Consider the following 13,203-nt stretch of genomic DNA (forward strand, 5'->3'; position numbering starts at 1 on the left):
CATGACGAGCGGAGCCCGCCCGCCCGCGCCTATTCGCCCCACATCCCCTTGAGCTTCGAGAAGAAACCGTGGCTCTGCGGACATTCCTCGCCCGTCTCGGTCTCGCGGAACTGCTGGAGCAGCTCCTTCTGCCGCGCCGACAACTTGCTCGGCGTCTCGACCTCGATCTGGATCACCAGATCGCCGCGTCCGCGCCCGTTGAGCACGGGCATGCCCGCGCCGCGCTGGCGGATCTGCTTGCCCGACTGGATGCCGGCCGGGATGCGAATCTCGTGCACGTCCCGGTCGAGCCCCGGCACCTCGATCGCGCCGCCCAGCGCCGCCGTGGTGAAGCTGATCGGCGCGCGCGCGAACAGGGTCGTGCCGTCGCGCTCGAACAGCTTGTGGCGGGCCACGTGGAGGAAGATGTAGAGATCGCCGCACGGCCCGCCGCGCGCGCCGCACTCGCCCTCGCCGGTCAGGCGGATGCGCGTGCCTTCGTCGACGCCGGGGGGGATGTTGACGCTCAGCGTCTTGGTCTTGTCGACGCGGCCCTCGCCGCGGCAGGCGGTGCAGGGATCGGCGATCACCTGCCCCGCGCCGTGGCAGGTCGGGCAGGTCCGCTCGACCACGAAGAAGCCCTGCTGCGCGCGCACCTTGCCCGCGCCGCCGCACATCGTGCAGCCCTTGGCCGAGGTGCCGGGCTTGGCGCCCGATCCGCCGCACGGCTCGCACGGTGCCGAAACATCGATGGTGACTTCGGTCGCCTTGCCGTGGAAGGCGTCTTCCAGGCTGATTTCCATGTCGTAGCGCAGGTCCGCGCCGCGCCGCGCCGAATCCTGCTGCCGCCCGCGCCCGCCGCCCATGAACTCGCCGAAGATATTCTCGAAAATGTCCGAGAATCCCTCGAAACCCTGCGGCCCCGCACCACCGCCGCCGAAGCCGCCATTCTGGAACGCCGCCTTGCCATAGCGGTCATAGGCCGCGCGTTTGTCGGCGTCCTTCAGACACTCATAGGCTTCGTTGATCGCCTTGAACTTCTCCTCGGACTCGGCATGGCCGCCGGTCTTGTCCGGGTGATATTGCATGGCGAGCTTGCGGTAGGCGGTCTTGATCGTCCCGCCGTCGGCGGTGCGCTCGACGCCCAGCAGCTCATAATAGTCGAAGTCGGTGCTCATACTGCCCCCGAGAGGAAACGTCCCTCGACTTCGCCCGGGACGAACGGCGGGGTGGAGACACCCTCAAATCCGTTCGGGTCGAGCGAAGTCGAGACCCGTTCCGTCATCAGCCCTTGTTCTCGTCGACCTCGGAGAACTCGGCATCGACGACATCGTCGTCGGCCTTGGGGGCTTCGCCAGCGTCCGCACCCGGCGATGCCTGGGCGGCCTGATCCTTCTCGTAGATCGCCTGGCCGAGCTTCATCGCGACCTGCGCGAGCGCCTGAGCCTTCTCGCTCATCTGCTCGGCATCGCCGCTTTCGACTGCGGCCTTGGCGGCGGCGATCGCAGCCTCGATCTCGCTCTTGAGCGCCTCGTCGACCTTGTCGCCATGCTCGGAAAGCTGACGCTCGGTCGTGTGGATCAGGCTTTCGGCGTTGTTCTTCGCCTCGGCCGCCTCGCGACGCTTCTTGTCCTCTTCGGCGAAACGCTCGGCATCCTTGACCATCTGGTCGATGTCATTGTCCGAAAGCCCGCCCGAGGCCTGGATCTTGATCTGCTGCTCCTTGCCCGTGCCCTTGTCGCGCGCCGAGACGTTGACGATGCCGTTGGCGTCGATGTCGAAGGTCACCTCGATCTGCGGCACGCCGCGCGGCGCCGGCGGGATGCCGACCAGATCGAACTGGCCGAGCAGCTTGTTGTCCGCCGCCATCTCGCGCTCGCCCTGGAAAACACGGATCGTCACCGCCTGCTGATTGTCGTCGGCAGTCGAATAGGTCTGCGTCTTCTTGGTCGGGATCGTGGTGTTGCGGTCGATCATGCGGGTGAACACGCCGCCCAGCGTCTCGATGCCCAGCGAAAGCGGGGTCACGTCGAGCAGCAGCACGTCCTTGACGTCGCCCTGCAGCACGCCCGCCTGGATGGCCGCGCCCATCGCGACGACCTCATCGGGGTTCACGCCGGTGTGCGGCTCCTTGCCGAAGAACTGCTTCACGACCTCGCGGACGCGCGGCATGCGCGTCATGCCGCCGACGAGCACGACTTCCGAGATATCCTCTGCCTTCACGCCGGCATCGGCGATCGCCTTCTTGCAGGGCTCGAGCGTGCGCTTGATCAGGTCCTCGACCAGCTTCTCCAGGTCGGCGCGCGTGATCGTCTTGACGAGGTGCTTCGGCCCCGTCGCGTCGGCAGTGATGAAGGGCAGGTTGACTTCGGTCGTCTGCGCCGAGGACAGCTCGATCTTCGCCTTCTCGGCGGCTTCCTTCAGCCGCTGGAGCGCCAGCTTGTCCTGCGTCAGGTCGATGCCTTCGGCCTTCTTGAAGTCGGCCGCCAGATATTCGACCACCTTGGTGTCGAAATCCTCGCCGCCGAGGAAGGTGTCGCCGTTGGTCGACTTCACCTCGAACACGCCGTCGCCGATCTCGAGGATCGAGATGTCGAACGTGCCGCCGCCAAGGTCATAGACCGCGATCGTCTTGCCGTCCTGCTTCTCGAGGCCGTAAGCCAGCGCCGCCGCCGTCGGCTCGTTGATGATGCGCAGCACCTCGAGGCCCGCGATCTGGCCGGCGTCCTTGGTCGCCTGACGCTGGGCGTCGTTGAAATAGGCGGGGACCGTGATCACCGCCTGCGTCACCGTCTCGCCCAGATAGGCTTCGGCGGTTTCCTTCATCTTCTGCAGGATGAAGGCGCTGATCTGCGACGGGCTGTAATCCTTGCCGCCGGCCTGCACCCACGCGTCGCCGTTGGCGCCCTTCACGATGTGATAGGGAACCAGTTCGGTGTCCTTCTTGGTGACGGGATCGTCGAAGCGACGGCCGATCAGGCGCTTCACCGCAAACACGGTGTTGTCGGGATTGGTGACCGCCTGGCGCTTGGCGGGCTGGCCGATCAGGCGCTCGCCATCCTTGGCGAAGGCGACGATCGACGGGGTGGTGCGGGCGCCTTCCGCATTTTCGATGACCTTGGGCTTGCCGCCTTCCATCACGGCAACGCAGCTATTTGTCGTGCCAAGGTCGATACCGATAACTTTTGCCATTCTAACCCTCATGCCCCTGCATAAAGAAATACAGACAGATGCCGACCGCCCCGGCCGGCTTATGGGGGCGATATAGGGGGGCTTTCGCTTGTCGCAAGATTGCCGCGTCGATAGATTGCCGATCGAAACGCCCGTGGAGAGAGTAAAGATGCGCAAGGCCCTGTTTCTTCTTCCCCTCGCCCTCGTCGCCACCGCCTGCCACAAGAAGCCGGCGGAGCTCTACGTCGACAATGCGGTGGTCAATCTCTCTCCCGTGCGCGGCAACCCCTCGGTCGCCTATTTCACCGTCCATGGCGGCGATACCGATACGAAGCTGATCCAGGTCTCCAGCCCGGTCGCGATCAAGGCGGAGATGCACGAAAGCACGTCGCAGGACGGCGTGATGTCGATGCAGCAGGTCCGCGAAGTCGACATTCCGGCGAAGAGCGAGGTCAAGTTCGCCCCCGGCGGCAAGCATGTGATGTTCTGGAACGTCAATCCCGGCATCACCGCGGGCAAGGCGATAACGCTGATCTTCACCTTCGCCGACGGCAACGAGATTCAGGTCGATGCGCCCACCAAGGCGATGGGCGCCGCCCATTAAGCGCGATCCGGGCCGGCCGCTGACCCCGGGCGAGCGAGCGCTGGCCCGCCCGCTGTTCGGCGACGCGATCGATTATGATCGCGTCCGCCTCCACCGCCGCAAATGGTGGCCCTTCCAGCCGCGCGGCGTCACCATGGCTCCCGACGGCGACATCTGGTTCCATCCCCAAGGATCGGCCTGGTGCGACGATTTCGCCGCCGCCCCGCAATCGCTCAAGGCGCATTTCATTCACGAGATGACGCATGTCTGGCAGGCGCAGCGCAGCGGGCGCTGGTGGCTGGTGCTGATGCGCCACCCTTTCTGCCGCTATGGCTACAGCCTCAGGCCCGGCAAGCCCTTCGCCCGCTACGGCATCGAGCAGCAGGCCGAGATCGTCCGCCGCGCCTTCATCGATCCGGCCTGCGACGAGGCCGCCTGCCTGCCTTTCGGCGCGTACGCCGGCCCGCCCCGAAAACATCGTTCGGGCTGAGCCTGCCTCCCGTCATTGCGAGCCCAGCGACGCAATCCAGCCTGTGCCGGACGCATCGCTCTGAATTGCTTCGCTGCGCTCGCAATGACGGCCCAGATGCACCCCCCTCAATCCAGGTAAAAGTCGATCGTCGTGACGACGCGGACTTTCTGATAGGGACTGTCCCCTGCCGATCCGTCGCCGTCGCCGTCGCGCGCGCCGATCGAGAAATAGCCCTGGCTCGCTGCCTTGATCGCGCCGACCTGCGCCCCCGAATCCTTGGCGAACTGCTCGGCCGCCGCGCGCGCGTCGCGGGTGGCGGTGGCGATCATCCCGGGCTTGATGCTGTTGAGCTTGGTGAAGCTGTAGACCATCGAGGATCCGTCCTCGAGCGCGACGCCCTGGCGGACCAGCTCGGCCTGCCGCGCAAAGGCCTTGGCCGCCGCCTCGACCTTGGTGGTGCGAAGCTGAATGCGCTGGCGCACCGTGATGTTCAGCACGCCGTTGCTGTTGGTGTACTGGTTGACCGAAAGCCCGCGCACCTGAACCTCGTCGGGCGTGAAGCCGTTGGCGGCGAGCAGCTTCATGATCGACTGGGTATTGGCGTCGATCGCCTGCTGGAGCGAGGCGAGGTCGCTTCCCGTCTGCGAATAGGCGAGCGTCCATGTCGCGCGATCGGCGACGACGTCGCGTTCGGCCAGTCCCTTCATCGCGACCGACCGGTCGGCATGGCGCGCACGCACCAGCCCGTTGCCCATCAGATAGCCGCCGGCGATCAGGCCGATCGCAAGGATCAGCGCGGGGATGGCAGCCCGAAGAAGCGATCTGCCCGCATCACTCTCACCGCTCATCGCCCTCTCCTCCCGTTTCTTCGCCACCTTCTACGCGATTCCGAGCACGACGAGAATGAGGCGCGGCGTCGATGCCGAACCAACGCCGCGTCTCCGCGCCTCCGCGCGAACAAAGAAGAAAGGCGCGATACGCCCGGGGGAATCAGCCCGCCTTGGCGACAGCCACCAGCGCAGGGCGCAGCAGCCGGTCCTTGATCATATAGCCGGCCTGCATTTCCTGGATGATCGTGCCCGGCGCGGCGTCGGCCGACGGAATCTCGACCATCGCCTGATGCTTGTTGGGGTCGAGCGTCTCGCCCAGCGCGCTGATGCGCTTGATGCCGTTGCGCTCGAACACGCTGGCCAGTTCGCGCCCGGTCGCCTCGATGCCGGCGACGAGGCCCTTGAACTTCTCGTCCTCGCGCAGATCGGCGGGGATCGCATCCAGCGCGCGCGACAGATTGTCGGCGACGGAGAGGATGTCGCGCGCAAAGGAAGTCGCGGCATAGGCGCGCGCATCCTGCGCTTCCTTCTCGAAGCGGCGGCGCACATTCTGCGTCTCGGCCTGCGCATAAAGCGCGGCGGCCTTGGCTTCCGCCAGTTCGGCGGCGAGCTCGGTCACGCGGTCATTGACCGCATCGGCCTGCGCCGTGGTTTCGGGTGCGTCCTCGCGGACGTTGCTGTCAGTCTTGTTTTCGTCAGTCATGTCATCAGTCTCGAAAGCGTTTGCGCCGTGAAGTCAACCATGGGAACGATCCGGGCATAGTTCAATCGTGTCGGGCCGATCACGCCGACCACGCCCAGCACGCGTCCGTCGCTGCCGCGATAGGGTGCTGCGATCACCGACGATCCCGAAAGCGCGAACAGCTTGTTCTCCGATCCGATGAAGATTCGCGCGGCGCTGGCGCTGCGCGCATTCTCCAGCAGGCGGGCGATTTCCTCTTTGCCTTCAAGCTCGTCGAGCAGCAGGCGGACGCGTTCCAGATCGGCGGCGGCGCTTTCGTCGATCAGATTCGCCTGCCCGCGCACGATCAGCACCGGCCGCGCGCCATCGCCCGACCAGACCGCCAGCCCGCGCGCGATCAGCTCGCGCGCCGCATGGTCGATCGCCGCGCGGCCCAGCCCGATCTCCGCCGCCAGCCGCGCCTCGGCCTCGGCCAGCGTCAGCCCGGCAAGCCGCTCGCTCACATAATTGCCGACCTCGATCAGCGTCGAGGACGTCACGCCCTCGGGCAGCTCGACCACGCGATTCTCGACCGTGCCGTCCTGCCCGACGAGCACGGCCATCGCCTGCCCGCGCGACAGCGGCACGAAACCCAGCTGGCGCAGCACCGGCTCATGCTTGGGCACCAGCACGATGCCCGCGCAGGCCGAAAGCCCCGAAAGCGTGGCGGTGACGGAGGAAATCGCTTCCTCGATCGGGCCGGCATTGGCCGATCGGCGCTCGATCTCGGCGCGCTCTTCCGGCGAAGGCTCGGCCGCCTGCATCATCCCGTCGACGAACAGGCGCAGCCCGACCTCGGTCGGCATCCGCCCGGCCGAGGTATGCGGCGCAGCGAGCAGCCCCGCTTCCTCCAGATCCTGCATGACGTTGCGGATCGAGGCAGGCGACAGGTTGAGCCCCGTAAACTTGGACAGCGTCCGCGACCCCACCGGCGCGCCGTTGTCGAGATAGGATTCGACCACGAGGCGAAACACCTCGCGCGCGCGATCCGACATCTCGATGACGTTGGGGGAGTTCATGTCGCCCTATGTAGGAAAGTCGCGGCCGCGGCTCAACGGCGCGCGCGCCGCGACACCAGCATCAGCGCGACGCCCGCCGCCACGAAGGCGAAGCCGTGGCGCACCCACTCCTGCCGTCCGATCATGAAGCTCGATTCGGGCCAGCGGATCATCCCGCTCCCCTGCCCCGCGAACAGCAGCCCGGCGAGCAGCAGCACCAGCCCCGCGATCATCAGCCCTTTGCGCATCGCAATCTCCTCACCCTCTCTCTCGCCCGCGACGATCGGGCTGGCAAGCGTCGCGGCTTGCGCGTAAAGGCCGCGCCGAACCAGTATAAGGAAGCAGGCTCAATGCGCCCATCCGGCCGCGCGCCCGACGAAATGCGGGCTATCAGCATCACTCCCAACTTCACCCGCCACGCCGAAGGATCGGTGCTGATCGGTTTCGGCGACACCAAGGTGCTCGTCACCGCGTCGGTCGAGGAACGCCTGCCGCCCTGGCTGCGCGGCAAGGGCGAAGGCTGGGTCACGGCCGAATATGGCATGCTGCCCCGCGCCACGCACACGCGCGGCAACCGTGAGGCGGCCAAGGGCAAGCAGTCCGGCCGCACGCAGGAAATCCAGCGCCTCATCGGCCGTTCGCTGCGCGCCGTGGTCGATCTCAAGAAGCTCGGCGAGCGTCAGATCACGCTCGATTGCGACGTGATCCAGGCCGATGGCGGCACGCGCACCGCCTCGATTTCCGGCGCCTGGGTGGCGCTGCGCCTCGCGGTCAACGGCCTGCTCAAGCAGGGGCTGCTGACCGAGGACCCGATCATCCAGAAGGTCGCGGCGATCAGCTGCGGCATCTATGAAGGCAATCCGGTGCTCGACCTCGACTATATCGAGGATTCGAACGCGCATGCCGACGCCAATTTCGTGCTGACCGAGGATGGCAACATCGCCGAGGCGCAGGCGACTGCCGAAGGCGCGACCTATGACGAGGAAGCGCTGCTCCGCCTGCTCCGCCTCGCGCGGATGGGCTGCACGCAGATCTTCGCCGCGCAGGAACAGGCCGTCGCATGAACTATCAGGACAGCCGCAAGCTCGCCCCCGGCAAGCTCGTCATCGCCAGCCACAACAAGGGCAAGATCCGCGAGATCGCGGAATTGTTGGGGCCTGCGGGGATCGAGCCGGTGTCGGCGGGCGCGCTTGGGCTGCCTGAGCCCGAGGAGACGGGCACCACCTTCGTCGCCAATGCCGAGCTGAAGGCGCGGCTCGCCGCCGATCTTTCGGGCCTCCCCGCGCTCGCCGACGACAGCGGCCTGTGCGTCGAGGCGCTGGGCGGCGATCCGGGGATTTTCTCGGCTCGTTGGGCAGGCGAAACGAAAGACTTCGGCCTCGCCATGCGACTTGTGCATGACAACCTAGCAGGAAAGGGCCCCGACACCGGCCGCGACGCGCACTTCATCTGCGCCCTCGCCGTCGCCTGGCCCGACGGTCATATTGAAAGTTTCGAGGGCCGCGTCGACGGCACGATCGTCTGGCCCCCGCGTGGCGAGAAGGGTTTCGGCTATGATCCGATCTTCCAGCCCCTCGGCCGCGATGAAACCTTCGCCGAGATCGAACCCGCGGAGAAGCATGCGATCAGCCACCGCGCCGACGCCTTCGCCAGGCTGAAGGCGGCCCTGCTCTGAGCGCGCTCCTCGCCCTTTACATCCACTGGCCCTTCTGCGTTTCCAAATGCCCCTATTGCGACTTCAACAGCCATGTCCGCGAGGGGGTGGACGAGGCCGAATGGCGCGCAGCGCTGCTCGCCGATCTGGCGCATGAAGCCGCGCTGGTCGCCGATCGGCCGCTGACCTCGATCTTCTTCGGCGGCGGCACGCCGTCGCTGATGCCGCCCCAAACCGTCGCGGCGCTGATCGCGGCGGCCGAGCGCCACTGGGGCTTCGCCGAAGGCATCGAGATCACGCTGGAGGCCAACCCCTCGTCGGTCGAGGCCGCGCGCTTCGACGATCTGGCGACCGCCGGCATCAACCGCGTTTCGCTGGGTCTCCAGGCGCTCGACGACGAGACGCTCGGCTTCCTCGGCCGCGCGCATGACGTGAACGAAGGGCTGGCGGCGCTCGAAACCGCGCAGCGCGCCTTCGGGCGCGTGAGCTTCGACCTGATCTACGCGCGCCCCGGCCAGACGCTCGATGCGTGGGAAGCGGAACTACGCCGCGCCCTGTCCTTCGGCACCGAACATCTCTCGCTCTACCAGTTGACGATCGAGCCGGGCACGCGCTTCGCGACGCTCGCGGCGCAGGGCAAACTACCGCCCGTCGACCCCGATCATGGCGCTGCGCTGTTCGAACTGACGCGCGCGATCACCGCCGATGCCGGCCTGCCCGCCTACGAAGTCTCCAATCATGCACGCCCGGGCGCCGAGAGCCGCCATAACCTCAGCTACTGGCGCTATGACGATTATCTCGGCGTCGGCCCCGGCGCACATGGCCGCCGCCTCGCCCGCGCGACGCAGCGCCACCGCAAGCCCGAGAATTTCCTCTCCGCCGTCCGCCGCAACGGCCACGGCATGGTCGAGGAGAATGATCTCGCCCCCGCCGAACGCGCGGCCGAAGCCCTGCTGATGGGCCTTCGCCTCGACGAAGGCGTCGACCTCGCCCGCATCGCACGACGCACCGGCGTCGATCGTCTGATCGACGACGCTGCGGCGGCGCGCCTCGAAGGCTTCGGGCTGGTCGAGCGATCGGGCGGCGTGCTTCGCGTCACTCCCGCCGGAATGCTGTTGCTCGATTCGATCCTCGCCGAACTCGTCGCGGTCTGACCGCGTTCAGTTCCCGAAGTTGGAGGGCGCGGGCGACACGACGGTGAAACCGCCGGCGCCGACCTGCTGGACGACGAGCATCCGTTCGGCCTGCCCGCTCGCATCGAAGCGGAAGGCGCCGTCAATGCCCGCGAAGCCGCCGCTGTCGCTCAGCCGCGCGACCGGGAAGGCGCTGCCCACTTTCCAGTCCTGCGCGATGCGCGTGACGAGCAGCACGCCGTCATAGCCGAGGCTCGCGATGCGATAGGGCGCGGTGCCGAAGCGCGCGCGATATTTGGCGGCAAGCTGCTTGTAGAGCCCGTCCGAAACGCTTGCGAACCACGCCCCGCTCATCGCCGGCGCCGTATTGAGATCGGTCTCGGTATTCCACAGCTCGGTGCCCAGCACGCGCGCCGAGGCGCTGCTGCCCTTGCGGATCAACGGCACGGCCTGAATAGCGATGCGCCCGCTGTCGGCGATCATGATCCCGTCATAGCCATTCTTGGGCAGCTTCGCGATCGCGGCCGACAGCGACGTGCGGCTGCGATCGAAGCTCTGCATGGCGACAAGCTGGCCGCCCGCATCCTCGACCGCGCGGATCATCGCGCGCGATGCCCGCTCGCCATAGGTGCCGGCGGGCATCAGCGCGGCAAAGCGCACCACGCCGCGCGACTTGGCATAGCTCACCACGCGCTCGATCGACTGCACCGGGCTGTAGCCCAGAATATAAGTGCCCCGCCCGGCGACGCTGGCGTCGTTGGAGAAGCTGATGACCGGCACGTTCGCGCGCTGCGCGACGGGAGCGACGGCGCGCGCATCCTCGGCAAGCAGCGGCCCCAGGATCAGGCGATTGCCGTCCGAAATGGCGCGCTGCGCCGCCGCCGCCGCGCCCGTGGCGGTGTCATAGGTGGTCACGCGGATGCGCTTGCCGCCGGTATCGATAACCGCGAGATTGACCGCATTGGCGATCGACTGGCCCACGCCGGCATTGGCGCCGGTGGTCGGCACGAGCAGCGCGATGCGGTGGCGCTCCTGATCCGACGGAAGCTCCGGCCCGATCGGCCCCTGCGGCGCGGTGGACGGCGTTTGTGTCGGCGTCGGCGCGTGCCCGCGCGGAACGACCGTCGAACAACCCGCGATCAGCAGCGCCAGTCCCATCGCCGCGATTCGCGCCAAAGTGAAACGACGCGGTTGCGACGCGGCCCGTGCCTCTGCCATGACCATCCCCTTATGAACGCTACCCTAGAACCCGGCCTCTATATCGTCGCCACGCCGATCGGCAACTTGTCCGATCTTTCGGCGCGCGCCGGGGCGGTGCTCGCAGGCGTCGACATGATAGCGGTGGAGGATAGCCGCGTCACCGCAAAGCTGCTCCAGCATCTCGGCATCCGCAAACCGATGATGCCCTATCATGATCATAACGCCGATCAGGTCCGCCCCGATCTCGTCGCGCGGCTGGGGCACGAGGCGATCGCGCTCGTTTCGGACGCGGGCACGCCGCTCATTTCTGATCCGGGCTTCAAGCTGGTGCGCGATGCGCGCGCCGCGGGGCACAATATCGTCACCATTCCCGGCCCGTGCGCCGCGATCGCCGCGCTGACGCTCGCCGGGCTGCCGACCGACCGTTTCCTGTTCATGGGATTCCTGCCGCCCAAGGAGAAAGCGCGTGCGGATGCAATCGCCGAAGTCGCCGCGCTGCGCGCCACGCTGGTGCTCTACGAATCGGGACCGCGCCTTGCCGCCTGCCTCGCCACGCTCGCCAAAGGGCTGGGCGACCGCGAGGCGGCGGTGGCGCGCGAGATCAGCAAGCGCTTCGAACAATGCGTGACGGGCACGCTTGCCGAACTGGCCGATCGCTATGCCGAGCAACCGCCCAAAGGCGAGATCGTGATCGTGGTCGCTCCCCCCGGCGAGGCGCCCCCCGCCTCGGCCGACACGATCGAGGCCGCGCTGTCGGAAGCGCTGACCCGCCTGCCCCCGGCCAAGGCGGCCAGCGAGGTCGCCAAGGCCACGGGGGCCGACCGCAAGGCGCTCTACGCGCTGGCGATGAAGGCCAAAGCCAGCAACTAGCGCCTAATTGGGGAGCACTGCGTAAATGTGCCCGCCCAGATCGACGATATACATGTTGCGCGCGCTATCCTCGCCGAAAGAGACGACGCTGCGGATCGCGCCATTGGGCGCGGTGAAATCGGCATTGCGCAGCCGATATTGCTCGGCGGGGAAGATCTGCCCCTCGGCCAGCGAGGCGTAGGGCACCGACCAGATCTTGTTGTTCACGAAATCGGCGAAGAAATATTGCCCCTGCAGCGCCGCGACCGGCCCGCGATAGACCATCCCGCCGGTGATGCTGGCGCCCTGAAAATCGCCGCTGCCATGGGTATATTCGGTGACCGGCGCGATCAGCCCGGCGGGCGCGCCCGTGCGATTGACGCGCGTCCCTTCCATGAAGGGCCAGCCATAGTTGCGGCCGGGCTGATCGGTGCGGAGGAAATCGACTTCCTCGCGCGCGCCTTCGCCCACGTCGCCGATGATCAGGCGATTGTCGGGTGCGAAGCTGGCGCGAAACGGATTGCGCAGCCCCATCGCGAAGACATAGGGGTCACCGCCCCCGGCCGCGAAGGGGTTGCCGGGCGCCGGCACGAAGGGCGTCGCAGCCGCCGCCGTCGCGTCGGGATTGCGCGCCAGTCGCAATATCTTGCCGAGACGCGAATTGGCGTCCTGCGCCGGATTGCCGCCGGTGCCGCCGTCGCCCATCCCGTCATAGAGATTGCCGTCCGGCCCGAAGGCGATCCAGCCGCCATTATGATTGTCCGCGCCCGAATGATCGGTGCTGACGACGAGGATGAAACCGCGCCCGCCATTATAGCTGGCGTCGCCGATCTTGTACTGGCGGATCTGCACCGCACCGGCAGCGTCGGTGACATGAACCAGCACCAGCTTGTTCGTCTGGTAGCCAGGGTCCGGCGCGACGCCGACCAGCCCGCGCTCGCCGCCGGTCGAGATATCGGCAGTCGGGATGGTCAGCAGCAATTCCCTGGCGCCGCTCGCCGTATCGAGCGACCAGAGCCGCCCGCCTTTCTCCGCCACGAAGACATGCGCCGGATCGTTCGGCACCGGGCCGACATAGGTGGGCTGGGTAAAGCCCGTGCCGACGCGCACGATCTTGAAGCCCGTTCCCGCCGGGGTAACGGTGACGAGTAGATTGAGCAGCGTCGTCGCCTTGCCGTCGCTCGCGCCGATCTGCACCTCATAGACATTGTCGCCATTGGCGTCCCTGGGCTGCGCGACGAGCGGCGGGGTGCGGAAGCTGAGCGATCCGGCTGAAGTGATCTGGAACAGCGCGGCGTCCGCGCCGCCCGCGATCGCGAAGCTGATCGCGTCATTGTTCGCATCGGTCGCCGTCGCCTGATAGGCGGCGGCATTATTCTCGACGACGCTGACGGCGGCCGCCGACGTGAAGACCGGCGCGGCATTGGGCGTCGGTGTGGGGGTTGGAGTCGGGGTGGGAGTCGGGGTGGGGTTCACCCCGCCGTTGCCGCCATCGCCCCCGCCGCAGGCCGCGAGGAAAAGCGGCGCCAAAAGACATGCCAAAGTCGACGCGGCACTCGCCCCGCGCCGATGCGCGAGCGAACCAACTTTGCGAGTATCGCGAACCATATCCC

The 13,203-nt window shown here is 67.2% G+C and carries 14 protein-coding genes; 6 read left to right on the forward strand and 8 right to left on the reverse strand.

The window, feature by feature from the left end; translation table 11 throughout:
• Window positions 1-29 precede the first annotated feature (29 nt).
• Window positions 30-1,157 (reverse strand): molecular chaperone DnaJ, encoded by a 1,128-nt coding sequence (gene dnaJ, locus AC3WT0_RS01835; protein ID WP_492750965.1) that lies wholly within the window; start codon window positions 1,155-1,157, stop codon window positions 30-32.
• Between the two features lie 106 nt (window positions 1,158-1,263).
• Window positions 1,264-3,171 carry a molecular chaperone DnaK gene (gene dnaK, locus AC3WT0_RS01840; protein WP_492750967.1) on the reverse strand — a complete coding sequence of 636 codons (1,908 nt, stop codon included), beginning with the start codon at window positions 3,169-3,171 and terminating at the stop codon, window positions 1,264-1,266.
• Between the two features lie 148 nt (window positions 3,172-3,319).
• Here dnaK and AC3WT0_RS01845 point away from each other — a divergent pair, with 148 nt between their 5' ends.
• Window positions 3,320-3,754, forward strand: coding sequence for a copper chaperone PCu(A)C (locus tag AC3WT0_RS01845; protein ID WP_492750968.1), 435 nt, complete (start codon window positions 3,320-3,322; stop codon window positions 3,752-3,754).
• Window positions 3,720-4,223 carry a vgr related protein gene (locus tag AC3WT0_RS01850; protein ID WP_492750970.1) on the forward strand — a complete coding sequence of 168 codons (504 nt, stop codon included), beginning with the start codon at window positions 3,720-3,722 and terminating at the stop codon, window positions 4,221-4,223. The genes AC3WT0_RS01845 and AC3WT0_RS01850 overlap by 35 nt, the downstream gene beginning before the upstream one ends.
• A gap of 107 nt (window positions 4,224-4,330) precedes the next feature.
• Here the strand turns inward: AC3WT0_RS01850 and AC3WT0_RS01855 are convergent, their stop codons facing one another.
• From AC3WT0_RS01855 to AC3WT0_RS01870, 4 genes are all read right to left on the reverse strand, one after another.
• Window positions 4,331-5,053, reverse strand: coding sequence for an SIMPL domain-containing protein (locus AC3WT0_RS01855; protein ID WP_492750972.1), 723 nt, complete (start codon window positions 5,051-5,053; stop codon window positions 4,331-4,333).
• A gap of 142 nt (window positions 5,054-5,195) precedes the next feature.
• Window positions 5,196-5,738, reverse strand: coding sequence for a nucleotide exchange factor GrpE (gene grpE, locus AC3WT0_RS01860; RefSeq protein ID WP_492750974.1), 543 nt, complete (start codon window positions 5,736-5,738; stop codon window positions 5,196-5,198).
• Complete coding sequence (gene hrcA, locus AC3WT0_RS01865; RefSeq protein ID WP_492750976.1) at window positions 5,735-6,775, reverse strand: heat-inducible transcriptional repressor HrcA; 1,041 nt, start codon at window positions 6,773-6,775, stop codon at window positions 5,735-5,737. The genes grpE and hrcA overlap by 4 nt, the downstream gene beginning before the upstream one ends.
• A 32-nt stretch (window positions 6,776-6,807) precedes the next feature.
• Window positions 6,808-7,002: a hypothetical protein gene (locus AC3WT0_RS01870; RefSeq protein WP_492750978.1), complete on the reverse strand. Its 195-nt coding sequence runs from the start codon at window positions 7,000-7,002 to the stop codon at window positions 6,808-6,810.
• 102 nt (window positions 7,003-7,104) lie between these two features.
• Here AC3WT0_RS01870 and rph point away from each other — a divergent pair, with 102 nt between their 5' ends.
• The 3 genes from rph to hemW are packed head-to-tail and all read left to right on the forward strand — an operon-like array spanning window position 7,105 to window position 9,562.
• On the forward strand, window positions 7,105-7,818 hold the full coding sequence (rph, locus tag AC3WT0_RS01875; protein WP_492750980.1) for a ribonuclease PH: 714 nt from the start codon (window positions 7,105-7,107) through the stop codon (window positions 7,816-7,818).
• Window positions 7,815-8,429 (forward strand): RdgB/HAM1 family non-canonical purine NTP pyrophosphatase, encoded by a 615-nt coding sequence (rdgB, locus tag AC3WT0_RS01880; RefSeq protein ID WP_492750981.1) that lies wholly within the window; start codon window positions 7,815-7,817, stop codon window positions 8,427-8,429. The genes rph and rdgB overlap by 4 nt, the downstream gene beginning before the upstream one ends.
• Window positions 8,426-9,562 carry a radical SAM family heme chaperone HemW gene (gene hemW / locus AC3WT0_RS01885; RefSeq protein WP_492751189.1) on the forward strand — a complete coding sequence of 379 codons (1,137 nt, stop codon included), beginning with the start codon at window positions 8,426-8,428 and terminating at the stop codon, window positions 9,560-9,562. Before rdgB ends, hemW begins: the two co-directional genes overlap by 4 nt.
• 6 nt (window positions 9,563-9,568) lie before the next feature.
• Here hemW and AC3WT0_RS01890 read toward each other — a convergent pair whose 3' ends face one another.
• On the reverse strand, window positions 9,569-10,759 hold the full coding sequence (locus tag AC3WT0_RS01890; RefSeq protein ID WP_492750983.1) for a penicillin-binding protein activator: 1,191 nt from the start codon (window positions 10,757-10,759) through the stop codon (window positions 9,569-9,571).
• Between the two features lie 12 nt (window positions 10,760-10,771).
• Between AC3WT0_RS01890 and rsmI the strand changes: the two genes are divergently transcribed.
• Window positions 10,772-11,611 carry a 16S rRNA (cytidine(1402)-2'-O)-methyltransferase gene (gene rsmI / locus AC3WT0_RS01895; protein WP_492750984.1) on the forward strand — a complete coding sequence of 280 codons (840 nt, stop codon included), beginning with the start codon at window positions 10,772-10,774 and terminating at the stop codon, window positions 11,609-11,611.
• A 3-nt stretch (window positions 11,612-11,614) separates the two neighbouring features.
• Here rsmI and AC3WT0_RS01900 read toward each other — a convergent pair whose 3' ends face one another.
• Window positions 11,615-13,120, reverse strand: a complete 1,506-nt coding sequence (locus tag AC3WT0_RS01900) for a PQQ-dependent sugar dehydrogenase (protein WP_492750985.1) — start codon at window positions 13,118-13,120, stop codon at window positions 11,615-11,617.
• Window positions 13,121-13,203 lie beyond the last annotated feature (83 nt).

This window comes from Sphingomonas sp. EU05-FHT14C10 (assembly GCF_058790595.1).